This is a genomic window from Kosakonia sp. SMBL-WEM22 (genome assembly GCF_014490785.1).
In the GTDB taxonomy this organism is placed as follows: Bacteria; Pseudomonadota; Gammaproteobacteria; order Enterobacterales; family Enterobacteriaceae; genus Kosakonia.
Window position 1 is genome coordinate 1,111,576 of record NZ_CP051488.1, and the last position, 18,724, is coordinate 1,130,299.

At 58.3% G+C, this 18,724-nt stretch carries 19 protein-coding genes; 13 read left to right on the top strand and 6 right to left on the bottom strand.

The features are described from left to right. Nucleotides 1–106: 106 nt before the first annotated feature. The 3 genes from HF650_RS05260 to ampH form a co-directional block, all read right to left on the bottom strand. Nucleotides 107–1,825, bottom strand: coding sequence for a GNAT family N-acyltransferase (locus HF650_RS05260; RefSeq protein WP_187801472.1), 1,719 nt, complete (start codon nt 1,823–1,825; stop codon nt 107–109). Nucleotides 1,826–2,692: 867 nt separating this feature from the next. Next, entirely contained in the window at nt 2,693–3,664 is a 972-nt protein-coding gene (gene hemB / locus HF650_RS05265) for a porphobilinogen synthase (RefSeq protein WP_034812298.1), read from the bottom strand. 118 nt (nt 3,665–3,782) lie between these two features. After that, a complete protein-coding gene (gene ampH, locus HF650_RS05270) occupies nt 3,783–4,940 on the bottom strand; it encodes a D-alanyl-D-alanine-carboxypeptidase/endopeptidase AmpH (RefSeq protein ID WP_187801473.1) in 1,158 nt (385 codons plus the stop codon). Nucleotides 4,941–5,129: 189 nt separating this feature from the next. On the opposite strand from ampH, the gene HF650_RS05275 reads away from it, so the two are divergent. From HF650_RS05275 to HF650_RS05285, 3 genes are all read left to right on the top strand, one after another. After that, a complete protein-coding gene (locus HF650_RS05275; RefSeq protein ID WP_187801474.1) occupies nt 5,130–5,663 on the top strand; it encodes an isochorismatase family protein in 534 nt (177 codons plus the stop codon). A 120-nt stretch (nt 5,664–5,783) separates the two neighbouring features. Continuing rightward, nucleotides 5,784–7,004: a peptide antibiotic transporter SbmA gene (sbmA, locus tag HF650_RS05280; protein ID WP_187801475.1), complete on the top strand. Its 1,221-nt coding sequence runs from the start codon at nt 5,784–5,786 to the stop codon at nt 7,002–7,004. A gap of 12 nt (nt 7,005–7,016) precedes the next feature. Beyond that, nucleotides 7,017–8,126 (top strand): DUF1615 domain-containing protein, encoded by a 1,110-nt coding sequence (locus HF650_RS05285; RefSeq protein ID WP_187801476.1) that lies wholly within the window; start codon nt 7,017–7,019, stop codon nt 8,124–8,126. On the opposite strand, the gene HF650_RS05290 is transcribed toward HF650_RS05285, so the two are convergent. Further along, on the bottom strand, nt 8,123–8,434 hold the full coding sequence (locus HF650_RS05290) for a DUF2755 family protein (RefSeq protein WP_034812308.1): 312 nt from the start codon (nt 8,432–8,434) through the stop codon (nt 8,123–8,125). The genes HF650_RS05285 and HF650_RS05290 overlap by 4 nt on opposite strands. Nucleotides 8,435–8,702: 268 nt before the next feature. Here HF650_RS05290 and HF650_RS05295 point away from each other — a divergent pair, with 268 nt between their 5' ends. After that, nucleotides 8,703–8,921, top strand: coding sequence for a DUF2754 family protein (locus HF650_RS05295; RefSeq protein ID WP_187801477.1), 219 nt, complete (start codon nt 8,703–8,705; stop codon nt 8,919–8,921). A 3-nt stretch (nt 8,922–8,924) separates the two neighbouring features. Here HF650_RS05295 and ddlA read toward each other — a convergent pair whose 3' ends face one another. Beyond that, nucleotides 8,925–10,025, bottom strand: a complete 1,101-nt coding sequence (ddlA, locus tag HF650_RS05300; protein ID WP_187801478.1) for a D-alanine--D-alanine ligase — start codon at nt 10,023–10,025, stop codon at nt 8,925–8,927. 105 nt (nt 10,026–10,130) lie between these two features. On the opposite strand from ddlA, the gene HF650_RS05305 reads away from it, so the two are divergent. The 6 genes from HF650_RS05305 to HF650_RS05330 all read left to right on the top strand — a co-directional run bounded on the left by HF650_RS05305 (nt 10,131) and on the right by HF650_RS05330 (nt 16,262). Beyond that, entirely contained in the window at nt 10,131–10,814 is a 684-nt protein-coding gene (locus tag HF650_RS05305; RefSeq protein WP_187801479.1) for an extensin family protein, read from the top strand. A gap of 170 nt (nt 10,815–10,984) precedes the next feature. Next, complete coding sequence (locus HF650_RS05310; protein WP_187801480.1) at nt 10,985–12,181, top strand: multidrug efflux MFS transporter; 1,197 nt, start codon at nt 10,985–10,987, stop codon at nt 12,179–12,181. Between the two features lie 190 nt (nt 12,182–12,371). Then, nucleotides 12,372–12,632 (top strand): anti-adapter protein IraP, encoded by a 261-nt coding sequence (gene iraP / locus HF650_RS05315; protein ID WP_042712200.1) that lies wholly within the window; start codon nt 12,372–12,374, stop codon nt 12,630–12,632. A gap of 101 nt (nt 12,633–12,733) precedes the next feature. Further along, the gene (phoA, locus tag HF650_RS05320; protein WP_187801481.1) at nt 12,734–14,149 is read left to right on the top strand and encodes an alkaline phosphatase; all 1,416 of its coding nucleotides are present in this window, start codon (nt 12,734–12,736) and stop codon (nt 14,147–14,149) included. Between the two features lie 90 nt (nt 14,150–14,239). After that, nucleotides 14,240–14,560 carry a phosphate starvation-inducible protein PsiF gene (psiF, locus tag HF650_RS05325; protein WP_187801482.1) on the top strand — a complete coding sequence of 107 codons (321 nt, stop codon included), beginning with the start codon at nt 14,240–14,242 and terminating at the stop codon, nt 14,558–14,560. Between the two features lie 178 nt (nt 14,561–14,738). Next, nucleotides 14,739–16,262 carry an FAD-dependent oxidoreductase gene (locus HF650_RS05330; protein ID WP_187801483.1) on the top strand — a complete coding sequence of 508 codons (1,524 nt, stop codon included), beginning with the start codon at nt 14,739–14,741 and terminating at the stop codon, nt 16,260–16,262. 37 nt (nt 16,263–16,299) lie between these two features. Here HF650_RS05330 and proC read toward each other — a convergent pair whose 3' ends face one another. Then, on the bottom strand, nt 16,300–17,106 hold the full coding sequence (gene proC / locus HF650_RS05335) for a pyrroline-5-carboxylate reductase (protein WP_187801484.1): 807 nt from the start codon (nt 17,104–17,106) through the stop codon (nt 16,300–16,302). A 130-nt stretch (nt 17,107–17,236) separates the two neighbouring features. Between proC and HF650_RS05340 the strand changes: the two genes are divergently transcribed. The 3 genes from HF650_RS05340 to yaiA all read left to right on the top strand — a co-directional run bounded on the left by HF650_RS05340 (nt 17,237) and on the right by yaiA (nt 18,679). Next, the gene (locus HF650_RS05340; protein WP_187801485.1) at nt 17,237–17,698 is read left to right on the top strand and encodes a YaiI/YqxD family protein; all 462 of its coding nucleotides are present in this window, start codon (nt 17,237–17,239) and stop codon (nt 17,696–17,698) included. Nucleotides 17,699–17,912: 214 nt separating this feature from the next. Beyond that, nucleotides 17,913–18,437 carry a shikimate kinase AroL gene (aroL, locus tag HF650_RS05345; RefSeq protein WP_187801486.1) on the top strand — a complete coding sequence of 175 codons (525 nt, stop codon included), beginning with the start codon at nt 17,913–17,915 and terminating at the stop codon, nt 18,435–18,437. Nucleotides 18,438–18,487: 50 nt separating this feature from the next. Continuing rightward, complete coding sequence (gene yaiA, locus HF650_RS05350) at nt 18,488–18,679, top strand: protein YaiA (protein WP_187801487.1); 192 nt, start codon at nt 18,488–18,490, stop codon at nt 18,677–18,679. The last annotated feature ends 45 nt before the right edge of the window (nt 18,680–18,724 follow it).

Consider the following 18,724-nt stretch of genomic DNA (forward strand, 5'->3'; position numbering starts at 1 on the left):
AGCGCCATCCGGCATTATCTCCGCGGCACCGATTGCCGGATGGCGGCTACGCCTTATCCGGCCTACGGGATCGAGGACGGATACGCGCAGCCTGGGCGCGCGTAACTTACCCCGCTTTCTGCTGCACCTGATGCACGCCAATATAGCGCTCGTAGCGGTTCGCCTTCAGGCGCGTCAAATCCACCAACACCAGGCCATCGACGCAGTTATTGAAATCGGGATCGCTGCCGAAATCGATAAACTGCACGCCGCCGGGCTCGCCCAGCTCGGAATACTGTTTATAGAGCGGGGGAATGCCGCAGCCGAGATTACCCAGCAGCGATTTCAGCCGCGTCAAATCTTCGGTGTAATCCTCACCGGTAAACTGCGCCAGTACCTCGGGCAGCGTAGCGGGGCAGGGACGGCGCGACGACGCCAGCGGCCAGGCGGCGGGAAACCAGAGGCGATAGAAGGCAATCAGCAGATCGCGCGCCGCAGGCGGCAGGCCACCGGAGATGGAGACCGGGCCAAAGAGATAGCGGTACTGCGGGTAGCGCGCCAGATAAGCGCCAATCCCCGACCAGAGGTAATCGAGCCCGCGACGCCCCCAGTAGCGCGGCTGAATAAAGCTGCGCCCCAGCTCAAGACCTTCGCGCAGCACCTCTGCCATGCGCGCATCGTAGTGAAACAGGCTATGACTGTAGAGTCCCTCCGGCCCCTGTTCGGCGATAAGCTCCGCGGTGGGCATAAAGCGGTAGGCGCCGACAATCTCCAGATCCGCGTCATCCCAGAGGATCAGGTGCAGATAGTGGTCATCGTAGCGATCCGTATCGCGCCGTTTGCCGCTCCCTTCACCCACCGCGCGAAAGGCGATCTCGCGCAGCCGCCCCAGTTCACGCAGCAGCGGTGCATCCTCCTGGCCGTTGCGCTGCCAGAGATAGATCGTTTTGCCGTCCGGCGTGCGCCCGAGGCACTCGGCGCGGCTCAGTTCGCGGCGCAGCGTGGCTCTGTCTTCGGGGCGGGCGATGGCGCATTCGGTTTTGAAGGTGCCGGGCACGCCCTTGCCAAGACGCAGAAGATGCTGGCGACACTTCTCGGCCAGCTCGCGCGGCGCAAGGGCGGTGGTGTGCCAGTTCTCCCAGGGAATGCGCTGCCCGAGGATAATCGGCAGGCTGCTATTGCGGCGGCGGAACATCTGCTGCATTAACAGCAGCAGCGGCAGGTTATCAGAGACCAGCGCGCTGGCGTAAAACAGTGCGCTGTTGCGGGCTTCGATACACGCTGGCAGCAGCGGGGCGCGGAACTTGTTCGCCAGCTTGATAAACCCGGCGTGCCACTGTTTATCGCGAATCCCTTTGCGGGTCAGGCGTGACACTTCGCCCGCCGGGAAGAAGATCAGCACACCGCCCGATTGCAGATGATTTTCCATCTGCTGTAGCGCCGATTTGGTGGTACGACCGCCGATATTGTCCACCGGTATAAAGAGCGAGCTTAGCGGCTCAAGGTGGCTCAGCATGCGGTTAGTGACCACTTTGACATCGCGGCGCACGCGTGAGACGGCATACATCAGTGCCAGCCCATCCAGCGTACCGGTCGGGTGGTTGGCGATAATCACCAGCGGGCCATGTTCGGGGATCTGTTCGAGGCAATGGGCGGGGATGGTACAGCGAATGTGCAGATGGTCGAGGACATGTTCCACCATATCCAGCCCTTTCAGGTGGCGGTGCTGGGCGGCGAATTGCTGGAACTCCTGTTCGTAAAGCAGGCGCCTGAGCAGGTTCTTTTGCCAGCGGGCCGGTCTGGCCTGGGGCCAGAGATCCTCAAGTACATTGTCGAGACTAAACATGGCGATTTCTCCTCCCGTCTTGCCGCTGACAGTAGCGGGGGAAGATGACGCTTACATTTCATTACAATGACGTTATGAGCATTTCTGTGAAATGCCGGATGGCGCTGCGCTTATCCGGCCTACAAAGGCAGGGCAGGTGAACATGCGGTAAAGCGGGCCACGGATCCTGTAGGCCGGATAAGGCTGCAAGCCGCCATCCGGCATGGGTGCGTGCAGTGAAATGCCGGATGACGCTGCGCTTATCCGGCCTACAAAGGCAGGGCAGGTGAACATGCGGTAAAGCGGGCCACGGATCCTGTAGGCCAGATAAGGCGTAAGCCGTTATCCGGCATGGGTGCGTGCAGTGAAATGCCGGATGGCGCTGCGCTTATCCGGCCTGCAAAAGCAGGGCAGGTGAACATACGGTAAAGCGGGCCACGGATCCTGTAGGCCGGATAAGGCTGCAAGCCGCCATCCGGCATAGGGGCGTGCAGTGAAATGCCGGATGGCACTGCGCTTATCCGGCCTGCAAAAGCAGGGTAGGTGAACATACGGTAAAGCGGGCCACGGATCCTGTAGGCCGGATAAGGCTGCAAGCCGCCATCCGGCATAGGGGCGTGCAGTGAAATGCCGGATGGCGCTGCGCTTATCCGGCCTACAAAAGCAGGGCAGGTGAACATGCGGTAAAGCGGGCCACGGATCCTGTAGGCCGGATAAGGCTGCAAGCCGCCATCCGGCATGGGTGCGTGCAGTGAAATGCCGGATGGCGCTGCGCTTATCCGGCCTACAAAGGCAGGGCAGGTGAACATACGGTAAAGCGGGCCACGAACCATGTATGCCGGATGGAGCTGCGCTTATCCGGCCTACGGGAAGGAGTGTCAGTGGGGATTAAATCAGGCCGCGTTCAGCGAGATCGAGGGCGAAGTAGCTGAAGATCAGATCCGCGCCTGCGCGTTTGATGGCGCCAAGGCTCTCCATTACCACTTTATCTTCGTCGATTGCACCCGCCTGAGCGGCGAATTTGATCATCGCGTACTCACCGCTCACCTGGTATGCGCCCAGCGGCAGTTCGGTACGCTCACGAATATCACGCAGAATATCGAGATACGCGCCCGCTGGTTTCACCATCAGGCAGTCGGCGCCTTGCGCTTCATCAATCAGCGATTCGCGGATCGCTTCGCGGCGGTTCAGCGGGTTCATCTGGTAGGTTTTACGATCGCCTTTCAGCGCGGTGCCTGCCGCTTCACGGAACGGGCCGTAGAAGGAGGAGGCGAACTTGGTGGAGTAGGACATGATGGCGGTATCTTTAAAGCCCGCCGCGTCCAGCGCCTGGCGGATCGCCTGCACCTGGCCATCCATCGCCGCCGATGGCGCGATAAAATCCGCCCCGGCTGCTGCGGCAACCACTGCCTGCTTACCGAGGTTCAGCAGGGTCGCATCGTTATCGACGCCATGTTCACACAGCACGCCGCAGTGGCCGTGCGAGGTGTATTCGCAAAAACAGGTATCGGACATCACGATCATCTCCGGTACCGTCTCTTTACAGATGCGCGACATACGCGCCACCAGGCCATTCTCCTGCCAGGCATCGCTGCCGGTGTCGTCGGTATGGTGTGAAATACCAAAGGTCATCACCGAGCGGATACCCGCTTTGGCGATACGCTCAATTTCACGGGCAAGATATTTTTCCGGAATGCGCATCACGCCTGGCATGGCGGAGATCGCCTGGTAATCGTTCAGCTCCTCTTCAACGAAGATCGGCAGCACCAGGTCGTTTTTGCTCAGGGTTGTCTCTTCAAACAGGGCGCGCAGCGCAGGGGTTTTACGCAGGCGGCGGGGACGGGTGATTAAATCGGTCATGATATGCCTAAGATTTATGGAACAGATGGCGGCATTGTAGCCGAAAATATAACCCCCCGTTTTACCAAAATCGCCGTTAAGCCACAGGCAGGCGGCAATGCACCTGCCTGTTACTCCGTCAGGAGGCGGGGATCGCCACCGGTTTATTGTTGCTCAGTTCACTCACCAGATCGTTCACGCCGTCGCTCATATTGGTGAATTTAGTCAGCGGTGAACGGGTGATCACCACGAACACGCCGACATTCTGCTGCGGCACCATCGCCATATAGGTGATGAAACCGCCGCCGCCGCCGGTCTTCTGAATAATCCCCGGGTGGCCCTCTTTCGGTGCCATATAGACCCAGCCGAGGCCGAGGGCATCCGCTTTACCCGGCACATCCATGCCCACCACTTTCGTCAGGCGCTCGCGCGGGTAGATCAGTGTCTGCATCCGATCGGCCTGCGCATCACGGTGGTAAAAATCGGATGAGAGGAACTGCTGCATCCAGCGCATCATATCCCCGGGCGTGGAGTAGACGCCGCCGCTGCCAATCGCCGCCAGCGTGTTGTTGCACGGGCTGGCCCCTTTTTCCGCCACCATCAGTCGCTTGCACTGATCCGGTGACGGGGTAAAGGTGGTGTCTTTCATGCCCAGCGGGCGGGTAATCTGCTCTTCAAACAGCTGCGGATAGGGTTTTCCCGCCGCGCGCGCCAGCGCATCCGCCAGCAGATCAAAGGCCAGGTTGGAGTAAGCCGCCTGAGTACCCGGCGCGCTTTTCAGCGTGGCAGTGGCAAGCCAGTTCCAGCGCTGCTCGCGCGTCGGCCAGACAAACACCGGGCGCACCGCTGCACCACCGGGCTGCTCACGCGGCAGGGCACTGGTGTGCGTCGCCAGGTTAACGAGCGTAATCGGCGCGCCCTGGTAGGTAGGTACGCGCGCGCCGGGCGGGGCGTATTTACTTAACGGATCGTCCAGGCGCACGCGGCCCTGATCGAGCAGCTTCACCAGCATCTCACTGGTCATCAGCTTAGAGAGCGAGGCGATGCGCACCACCGAGTCGAGCTGTGGGCGCACATTGTTGCCGGGACGGGTTTCGCCGAAACTACGAAAGACGCGCTGGTTGCCGTCAATCACCACCATTGCCATGCCGGTCGCGCCGCTGCCATAAAAGATATGGTTGGCGTAACGATCGACAATGTCAGAAGCAAATACCGGGTCGGGGGATTGTTGCGCCGCCCGGACGCTGGTCAGGCCCAGCGCACACCACATCGCGGAGAAAAGCAGACAACGTTTCAACGAAAGGATCCATTAATCACGGGGAAAGATAGAGCGTATTTATACTACTTGTGCGGCGTTGCAAAGGGGCGAAAAGCGGAATGTTTCGCCCTAATCCGTAACGCCAGGTAAATAAGAGCTTTTTTTCTGCCCCCCGCCGCCGCCATGGGGTGTGATAAGCTCCGTTTTTCGCCAAACAGGAGGCAGGTAATGGTTGCTCAACGGGTAGTGATGGTGGTCGATATGCAAAACGGCGTGTTTGCCACGCCGCGTCATCAGCGCGCGCAGTGCGTCGCGCGGATCAATCAGCTGACGGCGGCGGCAGAGACCGTGATCTTTATCCAGCACGCTGAGGCGGGCGGGCTGGAGGAGGGGAGTGCAGGCTTTGCGCTGCTGCCGGAGTTAACCCAGCCAGCGAGCGCGCTTTACGTGACCAAAACCGCCTGCGACGCCTTCTATCAAACCAATCTTGAGGCGATGCTGCGCGAGCGAGCGATCGAGAGCTTTGTCATCTGCGGCTGTGCAACGGATTACTGTGTCGATACCACGCTGAAAAATGGTGTCAGCAAAGGCTTCGCGATTACCGTCGCGGAGGATGCGCACACCACCGCCGACCGCCCGGCGGCAAAGGCGACCACGCTTATCGACCACTATAACGACGTCTGGCGCACGCTTATCGTGCCAGACAACCCGCTGCAGGTGAAAAGTGTCGATACAATTGTTTATGACTGGCAAAGCCACTAAACGGTTAACCTGAGGTCTGATTAAACGAGCCAGCGCCGCACTTGCGGCGCTTTTTTGTCGCTGGCCGCGAGCGTGACACAGCATACTTTGTAAAGAATAAGAAAGACCCAGGAGAGCACTATGTTTCGATCCTTTTTCCCCCGGCCGACGCCCTTTTTTGCCTCGGCGTTTATCTGGACGCTTCTCGCCATTGTTTTCTGGCTGGCAGGCGGCGAGCGCTGGTTATTACACCTGACCGGCATATCAAGCGAGGTGCCCATCAGCGCCGCGCGCTTCTGGTGCCCCAATTTCCTGCTCTTTTACGCTTACTATGCGCTCTGCGTCGGCCTCTTCGCCGCGTTCTGGTTTATCTACTCGCCCCATCGCTGGCAGCGGTGGTCGATTCTCGGCACCGCGCTGATTATCTTCGTCACCTGGTTTCAGGTGGAGGTGAGCGTCGCCATTAACGCCTGGTATCAACCCTTTTATGATCTGATCCAAAAAGCGCTCACCGCGCCGAATACCGTGCCGCTGGAGAAATTTTACAGCGGCAGCGGGGTCTTTCTGGGCATCGCGCTGATCGGTGTTACCGTGGCGGTGCTGAATAACTTCTTCGTCAGCCACTATGTGTTCCGGTGGCGCACGGCGATGAACGAATACTATATGGCGCACTGGCAGCAGCTGCGCCATATTGAGGGTGCAGCGCAGCGTGTGCAGGAGGACACCATGCGTTTTGCCAGCACGCTGGAGGATATGGGGACCAGCTTTATCAATGCGATTATGACGCTGTTCGCTTTCCTGCCGGTGTTGATTATTCTCTCGCCCCATGTGCCGGAGCTGCCGATTATTGGGCATGTTCCCTACGGCCTGGTGTTTGCCGCCATCGGTTGGGCGCTGTTTGGCACGCTGGTGCTGGGCGCAGTGGGTATCAAGCTGCCCGGTTTGCAATTTAAAAATCAGCGCGTCGAAGCGGCGTACCGTAAAGAGCTGGTCTATGGTGAAGATGATGCCGAACGCGCGCGCCCGCATACGGTGGCGGAGCTGTTTAGCGCCGTGCGCCGCAACTACTTTCGGCTCTATTTCCACTACACCTATTTCAACGTCGTGCGCATTCTCTACCTGCAGGTTGACGCCGTGTTTGGCCTGGTTATGCTCTTCCCGACGCTGGCGGCTGGGGCGATTACCTTCGGGTTGATGCAGCAGATCACTAACGTTTTTGAACAGGTGCGCAGCTCGTTCCAGTATTTGATCACCTCATGGACGACGCTGGTAGAGCTGATGTCTATCTATAAACGTTTGCGCAGTTTTGAGCGTGAGGTCGATAATCAGGAGTTCGTTCCTGTCGCCTCTCACGGCCATTAACAAAGGAAGGTTATGTCTTACGTACCCCGTTTTAGCTGGTTGCTGGCGGCGCTGATTGTCGCCGGGTGTAGTTCGCAGGGCTCGCTCTCTGATAAAGAGGCATCGAAAGGGCCTAAAAAGGCGAAGGCGCTGGATGTCGCAAGCGTGGTGCGTAACACCATTCCCGCAAGCGTTAAAGATCGCGACGGCTGGGCTGAAGATCTGGCGACCACCTTTAAGAGCCAGAAGCTGCCGCCGACGCTGGAGAACATCTGCTCCGTATTAGCGGTGGCGCAGCAGGAGTCCAACTACCAGTCCGATCCGGTGGTGCCGGGTCTGAATAAGATTGCCTGGAAAGAGATCGACAAGCGCGCCGGGCAGCTGCACATCCCTGCGCTGCTGGTGCACACGGCGCTGAAAATCCCGTCGCCCAACGGCAAAAGCTACAGCGAGCGGCTCGATAAGGTGCGCACCGAGCGCGAGTTGAGCGCGATCTTCGATGACATGATCAATATGGTGCCGATGGGGCAGACGCTGTTTGGCTCTTATAACCCGGTGCACACCGGTGGGCCGATGCAGGTGAGCGTCTCCTTTGCCGAGCAGCACACCGACGGCTACCCGTGGGAGATGTCCGGCACCGTGCGCCAGGAGGTCTTCAGCCGCCGCGGCGGGTTGTGGTTTGGCACCTATCATCTGCTTAACTACCCGGCCAGCTACAGCGCGCCGATTTACCGCTTCGCCGACTACAACGCCGGGTTTTACGCCAGCCGTAACGCGGCGTTCCAGAACGCGGTGAGTAAAGTGACGGGCATTAAGCTGGCACTGGATGGCGATCTGATCCTTTATGGCAGCCGTGAAGCGGGCACCACCGAGCGTGCGGTGCAGACGCTGGGCGCGCAGCTTGCGATGAGCGATCGCGATATTCGCCGCCAGCTTGAGCGTGGTGACAGCCAGGAGTTTGAAGAGACGAAGCTCTATCGGGAGATTTATCGCCTGGCGGACAAACGCAGCGGAAAAGCGCTGCCGCGCGAGATGCTACCGGGGATTCAGTTAGAGAGCCCGAAAATCACGCGTAACTTAACCACGGCATTGTTTGCGAAACGCGTTGACGATCGTCGGGCCGCTTGCATGGCGCGCAATTAGCGCAGGTTGTGGCTACGCCAGCGCAGGACGAGAAAAATCACGCCCAGAAACGCGCTGCCGGCGATAAACGGCACAAGACCGAAAATCGTGCCTACGCCCATACCCATTTCAACGTGGGGACGGGAGACGTCCTGCGTCTGCATCAGGTGTTCAAATACACCAGGCGCGTGCACCAGCAGGTTAAGCAACTGCGCGCCTGCCCAGAAGCAGAGCAGTACGAAGACGGCGTAAGCAATATTACCCGGTCTGGAGGTGTCTCGTTTTTTCGCGCCCTTATTAAAGGGTTTGGATAGGGTAAAGTCAGCCATAAGACCTCCGGTACTCGTCACTTTTAAACGCTCAGGGAAGATAGGCTCAGAGCCGTAACTCCTGGTTAGTTTGGCACCAGTCCCGCTTTGTCAACATCAGAATGGTGATAATTTCGGAGCGGGAAGGATCCCAGGGAAGCGTTTTTTGTGAATCATCACATTTTTGTAACGTATTAATTATTTGCGTAACATTTCGGAATTACCGCACAGCACACACTCTCAACCCGCGCGCTGTGCGATGATGCGCTCTTTACCTGCTGGAGTTGTCATGAAGCTGCCTGAGAAAATTCGCCGTGACTGGCACTATTACGCGTTCGCGATCGGCCTGATCTTTATTCTCAATGGCGTGGTAGGGCTGCTGGGGTTTGACGCTAAAGGGTGGCAAACCTATGCCGTCGGGCTGGTGACCTGGCTTATCGGGTTCTGGCTGTCTGGGCTGATTATCCGCCGCCCCACGCAGGATGAGGCGACGGAAAGTACCGAGTAACGCTTACTCGTTCATCGAGATCTTGAGCGCGCTGCTTTGCTGGTGGCGCTCAAGCGCCAGTTCAATCAGGCGAGTGATTAGCGCACTATAGCTCATGCCGCTCGCCTGCCACAGTTTCGGGTACATGCTGATATTGGTAAAACCGGGCAGGGTGTTGATCTCATTGATTACCACCTCGTTCTCCGGCGTCAGGAACACATCTACCCGCGCCATCCCTTCGCAGCCCAGCGTCTTATACGCCTCAATGGCGATCGCGCGGATCTTGTCGTTAGTCCCGGGATCGATGGCCGCCGGCACCACCACCTGCGCGCCCTGATCGTCGATATACTTGGTGTCGTAAGCGTAGAACTCGCTGTTCAGCACAATTTCACCGCAGGTGCTGGCTTGTGGCTCATCATTGCCCAGCACCGCGCACTCGATCTCGCGCCCGACAATCCCTTTTTCCACCACCACTTTTTTATCGAAGGCAAAGGCCAGACGCAACGCTTCAGCATACTGCGCTTCGTTGGTCACTTTGCTGACGCCGACGGATGAGCCCTGGTTGGCGGGTTTAATAAACAGCGGCAGGCCGAGCTGCGATGAGATGTCGCTAAAGCTGAAGCTGTCGCGGTTAGCGCGCGTCAGGGTGATAAACGGTGCGATGGCCAGACCGGCATCGCGCAGCAGGCGCTTGGTGACGTCTTTATCCATACAGGCTGCGGAAGCGAGCACATCGGAGCCGACAAAGGGCAGGTTGGCGAGGCGCAGCATCCCTTGCAGGGAGCCATCTTCGCCGAGCGTGCCGTGAACAATCGGGAAAATGACATCAACATTCGGCAGCGGCGAGCGGTTATCCGCCGCAATCAGCTGCTGCCCGGCGACGCCCGGCACCAGTGCCACGCTATTGTCCGACGGATTGAGCGCAATACGCGCCGGATCGCTGGCGTTTTGCAGATAGTTCTGCGCATCGCTAATATGCCACTGCCCAGATTTATCAATACCCAGCAGCACCACTTCAAAGCGCGATGTATCCATCGCATCGACAATGTTCTTCGCCGACTGTAACGACACTTCATGCTCCGCCGATTTGCCGCCGAAGACGACCCCTACCCGCAGTTTTGCCATTTCAACAATCACTCACACTGATGAGAAAACCCATACGATATCACGTCAAAACGCACGATTCGCGGCCTTCTGCCATAATGTCTGGAGAAAAAAAGAGGAGGAGAGGTGAGCGGGAAGAGCCTGATCGTAATCGCTATTCTTATCGGCGGCGTCTATGCGGGTTACCGCGCGCTGCCAGCGTGGTACAACCCTTTTGCCCCGCTTCAACTGAGCGATCCCCCGGGGCGCATCACCCAGTTCAAGCTGCGGCGTTTAGCGCCTGAAGAGTGCGCAGCGCTGCTGAAGCAGGCGAATCAGCAGCGGCTTATCACCTCCGTTGCGGTGGCGGACAGCGCCGGCGACTGCCCGCTAACCAACGTGGTGCGGGTAAAAGATTTCGGCGCCGTGAAGCTGAGCAGCAGCTTTCTGGCAAGCTGCCCGCTGGCGCTCAGCTCGGCGCTGTTTGTTGAGCAGCAGGCACGGCCATTAAGCGAAACGATGATGGGCAGCGCCTTGGCGCGTATTGATCATCTGGGGAGCTACGCCTGCCGCAATATCTACAACCGCGCCGATGCCCGGCGCAGCGAACATGCCAGTGCGGAAGCGCTTGATATCAGCGCATTCCGGCTGGCGAATGGTGAGCAAGTTTCCGTCCTGCGCGGCTGGCGGCAGGCGCGCACTCAACCCTGGCTGCGCGCGATGCTCAGCGCCAGTTGCGGTTATTACGGTAACGGCCTTGGGCCGGAGTATAACGCCGCCCACGCAGACCATTTCCATCTCGGTATGCGCGGTTACGGCCTTTGTCGCTAAGCATATCGCGCTTAGCATTTACGGTTTTCCTTCCTGCACCGCTGTTATTCGGCGGTGGTTAAGGGATAAAACGCCAAAGTGCGGCTAAGCGCATATCTGGTAACTTATCGCTGGCGCATTCTTGCTACCCTATGCGCCGTTTTTTAAAACCTGAGTGATTACGCGTATTTATGGAATCCTGGAAGGTCAATCTTATCTCGGTGTGGTTCGGCTGCTTTTTTACCGGGCTAGCCATCAGCCAGATTTTGCCGTTTCTGCCGCTCTATGTGGCACAACTGGGGGTGACCTCGCACGAGGCACTGTCGATGTGGTCAGGGCTAACCTTCAGTATCACGTTCCTCATCTCGGCGATTGTCTCGCCGATGTGGGGCAGCCTGGCGGACCGCAAAGGGCGCAAGCTGATGCTGCTGCGTGCTTCGCTGGGGATGGCGATCGCCATTCTGCTGCAAGCCTTCGCCACCAACGTCTGGCAGTTGCTGCTGCTGCGCGGCGTGATGGGGCTGACCTCCGGTTATATTCCTAACGCGATGGCGCTGGTGGCTTCGCAGGTGCCGCGCGAGCGCAGCGGCTGGGCGCTCAGCACGCTTTCGACGGCGCAGATCAGCGGCGTGATCGGCGGCCCGCTGATGGGCGGTTTTCTCGCTGACCACTTAGGCCTGCGCACGGTGTTTATTATCACCGCGCTGCTGCTGATGGTGAGCTTCCTGGTGACGCTGTTCCTGATTAAAGAGGGGGGCAGACCGAAGGTGAAGAGGGGCGAGCGGCTCAGTGGTAAAGCGGTTTTCTCGACGCTGCCCTATCCGGGGCTGGTGATCAGCCTCTTTGTCACCACCCTGGTGATCCAGCTCTGCAATGGCTCGATTAGCCCGATCCTCGCGCTCTTTATCCAGTCCCTGTCGCCCGATACCGCCAATATCGCCTTTCTTAGCGGCCTTATCGCCGCCGTGCCGGGTGTTTCTGCACTGCTTTCGGCACCCAGGCTTGGGAAACTGGGCGATCGCATCGGCACCTCGCGTATTCTGTTAGCAACGCTCGCCTGCGCGATTGTGCTCTTCTTTGCCATGTCGTTTGTCACCTCGCCATTGCAGCTTGGCATTCTGCGCTTTCTGCTCGGCTTTGCCGATGGTGCGATGCTGCCCGCCGTGCAGACGCTGCTGCTGAAGTACTCCAGCGAACAGGTTACCGGGCGCATCTTTGGTTACAACCAATCCTTTATGTACCTTGGTAATGTTGCTGGCCCGCTGATGGGCGCGTCAGTTTCGGCGATGGCCGGCTTTCGCTGGGTCTTCGCCGCCACGGCGGTAGTGGTGCTAATTAACCTGATCCAGCTGGCGCGGGCATTTCGCCGCGTGCGGCAACCACGCTAAACGCAGGCCGGAAATAGATCTCCGGCCTGCGCATCCAGTTTCTTTATATACTTCGCAACCACCATGACGTTATTTCCTGGATGACCTTTCTCACTGTGTGTATTAATGCGCAAAAATAATAGTTGCATCTCCTTTGCAACTACTAAATCGAGTGCTAACTTCATGCAACGTCTAAAAAGGAAATAGCGCCATGAAAAATCTCATTGCTGAGTTATTGGTTAAGCTTGCGGAGAAGGAAGAGGAGTCCAAAGAGCTGGTCGCCCAGGTTGAAGCGCTGGAAATTGTCGTCACCGCGCTGTTGCGCCAGATGGCGGCATCCGAGCAGCAGTCGCTCATTTTAAGTGTCGAAGGTGCGCTGGCAGAGGCTCTTCCGGGCGACGAGGCCCTGTCAAGAGACTCGGAGCTGCTGCAACAATACGTAAAAAAGCTTTTAAGGCACCCACGCAGTTGACCCCGCGTTAGCATGTAATACCTGTCATCTCACTGTCATCTGGGCTGCCTATAGTCGCTCTGTTTTATTTTCTTTAAGTATTTGTACATGGAGAATATTAAGTGAAACAGAGCGCGTTATATCTTGCACTATTATCCCTGCTTTCCTCGCCTGCTATTTATGCAGAATCATCTGTAGCACCCGTTCTTGAAAGCCGGGCGGCTCAAGGGGATATTTCCGCACCCGGCGGCGCGCGCCGTCTAACGGGCGATCAAACCGCTGCGCTGCGTGAATCTCTAAATGATAAACCCGCCAAAAATATTATTTTGCTGATTGGCGATGGCATGGGCGATTCCGAAATTACCGCTGCGCGAAATTATGCTGAAGGCGCGGGTGGTTTCTTTAAAGGTATTGATGCGCTGCCGCTCACCGGTCAGTACACCCACTACTCGCTGGATAAGAAAAGCGGGAAGCCCGACTACGTTACCGACTCTGCCGCGTCGGCAACTGCATGGAGCACCGGTGTAAAAACCTATAACGGTGCGCTCGGCGTCGATATCCACGACAAAGATCATATGACCATCCTTGAGATGGCAAAAACCGCCGGTCTGGCGACGGGCGACGTCTCCACCGCCGAATTGCAGGACGCGACGCCTGCCGCGCTGGTTTCCCATGTTACCTCCCGCCGCTGCTACGGTCCGAGCGTCACCAGCGAGAAATGCGCGCTTAACGCGCTGGAGAAGGGCGGTAGAGGATCGATTACTGAACAGTTGCTGAATGCACGCCCGGATGTGACGCTTGGCGGCGGGGCAAAAACCTTCAGTGAAACCGCCACCGCCGGTGAGTGGCAGGGCAAAACCCTGCGCGAGCAGGCGCAGGCGCGCGGTTACCAGCTGGTGAGCGATGCCGCGTCGCTTGCGGCAATTAATATGGCGAACCAGGATAGACCTCTGCTCGGTCTCTTCGCCGACGGCAACATGCCGGTGCGCTGGGAAGGGCCGAAAGCCTCCCTGCATGGTAACCTGGATAAGCCTGCCGTGACCTGCACGCCAAACCCGAAACGCACCGACAGCGTGCCGACGCTGGCGGCGATGACGGAAAAAGCGATTGAGTTACTGAGCAAAAATGAGAAGGGCTTCTTCCTGCAAGTGGAAGGGGCATCGATTGATAAGCAGGATCACGCGGCGAACCCGTGCGGCCAGATTGGTGAAACAGTCGATCTTGACGAAGCGGTACAAAAAGCGCTGGAGTTTGCGCGTAAAGATGGCAATACACTGGTGATCGTGACCGCAGACCACGCTCATGCCAGCCAGATCATCCCGGCAGATACCAAAGCACCAGGCCTGAGCCAGGCGCTGACTACCAAAGATGGCGCGGTGATGGCGATGACCTACGGCAACTCGGAAGAGGAGTCGATGGAGCATACCGGCACGCAGGTGCGCATTGCGGCGTACGGCCCGCATGCGGCGAACGTCGTCGGGCTGACGGATCAGACCGATCTCTTCTACACCATGAAAGCGGCGCTGAACCTCAAGTAACAGCTGCCCGGCGGTAAATCTCTGCTGCCGGGTGGTTTTTTCGCCAATTAGGACCATCCTTAAAGGGTTCATTGACAGAAGGATGGCGCTATGAAAATCACACTTCTCGTTACTCTCATCTTCGGTGTGCTGTTTATGACGGCCTTAAGCGCCGCCGAGAAAACAGTGACCCCGCAACAGCAGCGTATGACGCTCTGCAACCAGCAGGCTAAGGCGCAGAACCTTGGTGGCGATGCGCGCAAGAGTTACATGAGCGACTGCCTGAAGAGCACCAAAACCGAGCCTGGGCAAAAGAGCCTGACGCCTCAGCAGCAGCGGATGCGCGAATGCAACGCCCAGGCGACGCAGCAATCCCTGAAAGGCGATGACCGCGGTAAATTTATGAGCGCCTGTCTGAAAAAAGCGGCGTGATCCTCCCTTCGCGGGCGTAATTTGCGCCCGCATACTTAAGGCGTTTCTGCCGCTGTGTTGCTCCCCGCTTAATCTCTGCCAGGCTTAATTTGTGAGCTGTGTTGTCTTTTTTTCCTTTGCGAGTGTACGTCGCCAGACGTTACGCCCGTTTTGCCACACCAATACGGGAGCAAGAGTAATGAACTATCAATATGTTACCGATCTAAACGATCTACCTGAAAACCAGCCGGTGAAGTTCGATGTCGATGGCACTTCGCTTATTCTCATTCGCACCTTAACCCAGGTGCGTGCGTTTCAGAGCCGCTGCCCTCATGCCGGTGCACCGCTTGAGCAGGGCGCGGTATGCGACGGTCGGCTGGTCTGCCCGTGGCACAAAGCCAACTTCGATATCACTAACGGCGAGTGGTGCGAGCCGCTGGCACTCCAAAACCTGAAGCAGTATCCGGTGCATATTGAACAGAACCGCGTGCTGGTTAATCCGCGCCCGCTCTCGCCGACTACCCACAACACCATTCGCGGTGACGGGCCGCAAACGGTAGTGATCCTCGGCACTGGTGCAGCCGGCAGTTCTGCGGCGGTGACGCTGCGCGACGCCGGGTTTAACGGCCATCTGATGCTGATTGATAAAGAGAGCGAAGCACCCTATGACCGCACGGCACTGAGTAAGTTTGTCCCTTCCGGCAAGATGAAGATCAGCGAAGTGCCGCAACTGCTGGATAAGGCGTTTTATGCCCAGCCGGGGGTGGAGAACATTGATCAAGCGGTAACGAAGCTCGATGCCAAAGCACGCCAGTTAACGCTCGCCGACGGGCGCGAAATTACCTTCGACAAACTGCTGCTGGCAACCGGCGGACGCCCCGTCTGGCCGGAGATTCGCGGCAACCAGCTCGAGGGTGTGCATGTGCTGCGTGATATCCACCAGGCGCAGACGCTGTTAAGTGAAGTGGAGGATGAGCAGCAACTGGTGATTGTCGGTAACAGCTTCATCGCCATGGAGCTGGCGGCCGCGCTGCGTAACCAGGATGTCGATGTCACCGTGCTTTCGCGCCATGCGCTGCCGTTTGTGCCGCAGTTCGGTGAAGAGATTGGCCGCCACTTTATGGAGCTGCATAAGCAGAATGGCGTCAAGTTTGTCACCGGCGAGCCGGCGGAGTTGCAGGGCGATGATCACGTGCAGCGCGTGGCACTGAAAGATGGTCGTACGCTTCCAGCGCATGTGGTGGTGTTTGCTACCGGCGTGGAGCCTTCAACCGATCTGGTGGGCGATCTGCCACGCGAAGAGGATGGCAGCCTGACGGTGGATGAGTATCTGCGCGCCGCGCCCGATATCTGGGCGGTCGGCGATATCGCTACCTATCCGGCCCCGGAGGGGCGTCGACGCATTGAGCACTGGCGCGTTGCCCAGCAGCAGGGGCGCATTGCGGCACTCAATATGCTCGGAGAAACGCAGCCTTTCGATCGGGTGCCCTTTTTCTGGACTACCCACTTCGGCACGCGCTTTGAGTACCTCGGCTATGCCCGCGAGTGGGACAGCATGAAGATGTTGGGATCGTTTGAGAATAAGCGCTTCGCCGTGCTCTACGGCCAGGAGGGAATGCTGAAGGCGGTACTGAGCTGCGGCGAGAACACCGCCACGGCGGAGTTGGTGCTGAAAATGCAGGAGCCGTTGACCATGCGTGCGGCCAGCGAACTCCTCTCGTAAGCTTCGCGCCACGGTTGAATCGCCGTGGCGCTGCCTTTTACGCGCTCAGTTTTTCCGACTTCGCCATACAGGCGGCCATCGCGTCCATCACCGCGGCGCGAAAACCCTTATCTTCCAGTACTTTCACCGCTTCGATGGTAGTGCCGCCCGGCGAGCAGACCATATCTTTCAGCTCGGCAGGGTGTTTGCCCGTTTCCAGCACCATCTTCGCCGAACCCATGACCGCCTGTGCGGCAAATTTATAGGCCTGCGCGCGCGGCATGCCGCCCAGCACGGCAGCATCGGCCATCGCTTCGATAAACATGAAGACATACGCCGGTGCCGAGCCGCTGACGCCAACTACCGGGTGGATCATCGCTTCGGAAACCACTTCCGCTTCGCCAAAGCAGCGGAAAATGGTCAGCACATCGGCGGTATCTTCAGAGGTCACCAGTGCATTCGGCGTAATAGAGGTCATCCCGGCGTTAACCAGTGCGGGGGTGTTTGGCATCACGCGGATAATTTTGCGATCGTGACCCAGCGCGCGCGCCAGCTGGTCGAGCGTGACACCGGCTGCAATGGAGACCACCAGCGTCTCTTTGTTGAGGCTGGAGGCGATATCGCTAAGGACTTTCACCATGATGTTCGGCTTCACGGCGCCAAAGACAATATCGGCGATCTGTGCCACTTCCTGCGCGCTCTGCGCGGCGTTGACGCCATACTCCTGTTGCAGGGCGGCGACCTTATCAGGCGTTGGCGTATAGACCCAAATCTGCCCCGGTTTCACCTCGCCGCTGGCGATCAGCCCGCCGACGATCGCTTTACCCATGTTACCGCAGCCGATAAAACCGATTTTCTTTTCCATCACGTCCCTCTCTGCTTGTTATTGCATGTGATTCATAGCTTAACGCGCTTTTCCGGCGAGGGCGAAAGGATCTCTGCTTTCCCCGGCGGGCAATTAAAGGGACAATGCGCCGAAACGAAAAGGAGTCACCATGGCGATATGGGTTGATGCGGACGCCTGTCCGAATGTGATTAAAGAGATTTTATTTCGCGCCGCGGAGCGGACACAGACGCCGTTAACGCTGGTCGCTAACCAGAACTTGCGCGTACCTCCATCCAGGGTGATCCGTTCGCTCAGGGTGCCGGCAGGCTTTGACGTCGCCGATAACGAAATCGTGCGTCTCTGCGCGGCGGATGATTTGGTGATCACCGCCGATATTCCGCTGGCGGCGGAGGTCATTGCAAAAGGGGCGGCAGCGCTCAACCCGCGCGGCGAACGCTATACGGAAGCGACGATTCGCGAGCGGCTGACCATGCGCGATTTCATGGATACATTGCGCGCCAGCGGCATCCAGACCGGCGGACCGGATTCCCTTTCGCAGCGCGATCGCCAGCAGTTCGCCGCGCAGCTCGATAAGTGGCTGCTCGATCGCCAGCGCCGCCAGACGCCGTAACCGGGCTTGTCAGTTTTTATCACCTCCAGTAAGGTTGCCGCTACAGGCGATGCCACAGAAACTTTACAGCCTCAATGGCTGCGCCAGAACGTTCTTATACGCAAAATTGAGAATGTGTAACGTTACTCTTACGCAGCGCGCGCCGTTGGTTTAGTGCTATCATCGCCATCTTATTGTTGTCCCCCAACCGGGGGCCTGGAGGAATAACCTGCTCATGACGCTACCCATCTTTCTCATCGGCGCACGCGGCTGCGGTAAAACTACTGTTGGCCGGGCGCTGGCGCTGTCACAGGGCTTCCAGTTTATCGATACCGATAGCTGGTTGCAGGAAGAGGCGCAGCAGACCGTTGCGCAAATCGTAGAGCAGGAGGGGTGGGCCGGTTTTCGCGCCCGCGAAACGGCGGCACTGGAAGCCGTGACCGAACCCGCTCTGGTCGTCGCCACCGGCGGCGGTATTATTCTCAGCGACTACAACCGCCGTTTCATGCGTGAGCACGGGCGCGTGGTTTACCTCTGTGCGCCGGTCGACGTGCTGGCAGGGCGGCTGGAAGCTTCTCCGCAAGAGGGGCTGCGTCCGACGTTAACCGGCAAGCCGATCAGCGAAGAGGTGAGCGACGTGCTCGCCACCCGCGATGCGCTCTATCGCGATGCGGCGCATTTTGTGGTCGATGCCGCGCAGCCGCCGCAGGCGGTAGTGGCAGAAATTGAAGCGGCTTTACGCCTGGCGCGCGCCAGTTAGCGAAACGTTTGACTATACTTATCTCTCTAACCGCAAAAGGAGAATAAGCTATGCCGACTAAACCGCCCTATCCGCGTGAAGCCCGTGTTGTAGCTGTTGAGAAGGGACCCAGCGACGCGACTGTCACCTGGTATGAACTGCGCGCGGATCATCCGAAGCCGGACTCATTGATCAGCGAGCACCCCACGGAGCAGGAAGCGCTGGATGCGAAAAAGCGTTATGAGGATCCCGATAAAAGTTAATCCGGCGATCCCGCCAGCATGATTTCCTGAACCTTTCAGAAAGTC

Coding starts and splice junctions, on each gene's coding strand:
- sbmA (WP_187801475.1), top strand. CDS start 5,784: ATGTTTCGATCCTTTTTCCCCCGGCCGACGCCCTTTTTTGCCTCGGCG.
- HF650_RS05285 (WP_187801476.1), top strand. CDS start 7,017: ATGTCTTACGTACCCCGTTTTAGCTGGTTGCTGGCGGCGCTGATTGTC.
- hemB (WP_034812298.1), bottom strand. CDS start 3,664: ATGACCGATTTAATCACCCGTCCCCGCCGCCTGCGTAAAACCCCTGCG.
- yaiA (WP_187801487.1), top strand. CDS start 18,488: ATGCCGACTAAACCGCCCTATCCGCGTGAAGCCCGTGTTGTAGCTGTT.
- aroL (WP_187801486.1), top strand. CDS start 17,913: ATGACGCTACCCATCTTTCTCATCGGCGCACGCGGCTGCGGTAAAACT.
- proC (WP_187801484.1), bottom strand. CDS start 17,106: ATGGAAAAGAAAATCGGTTTTATCGGCTGCGGTAACATGGGTAAAGCG.
- HF650_RS05310 (WP_187801480.1), top strand. CDS start 10,985: ATGGAATCCTGGAAGGTCAATCTTATCTCGGTGTGGTTCGGCTGCTTT.
- ddlA (WP_187801478.1), bottom strand. CDS start 10,025: ATGGCAAAACTGCGGGTAGGGGTCGTCTTCGGCGGCAAATCGGCGGAG.
- HF650_RS05340 (WP_187801485.1), top strand. CDS start 17,237: ATGGCGATATGGGTTGATGCGGACGCCTGTCCGAATGTGATTAAAGAG.
- HF650_RS05290 (WP_034812308.1), bottom strand. CDS start 8,434: ATGGCTGACTTTACCCTATCCAAACCCTTTAATAAGGGCGCGAAAAAA.
- HF650_RS05260 (WP_187801472.1), bottom strand. CDS start 1,825: ATGTTTAGTCTCGACAATGTACTTGAGGATCTCTGGCCCCAGGCCAGA.
- iraP (WP_042712200.1), top strand. CDS start 12,372: ATGAAAAATCTCATTGCTGAGTTATTGGTTAAGCTTGCGGAGAAGGAA.
- psiF (WP_187801482.1), top strand. CDS start 14,240: ATGAAAATCACACTTCTCGTTACTCTCATCTTCGGTGTGCTGTTTATG.
- HF650_RS05275 (WP_187801474.1), top strand. CDS start 5,130: ATGGTTGCTCAACGGGTAGTGATGGTGGTCGATATGCAAAACGGCGTG.
- HF650_RS05330 (WP_187801483.1), top strand. CDS start 14,739: ATGAACTATCAATATGTTACCGATCTAAACGATCTACCTGAAAACCAG.
- HF650_RS05295 (WP_187801477.1), top strand. CDS start 8,703: ATGAAGCTGCCTGAGAAAATTCGCCGTGACTGGCACTATTACGCGTTC.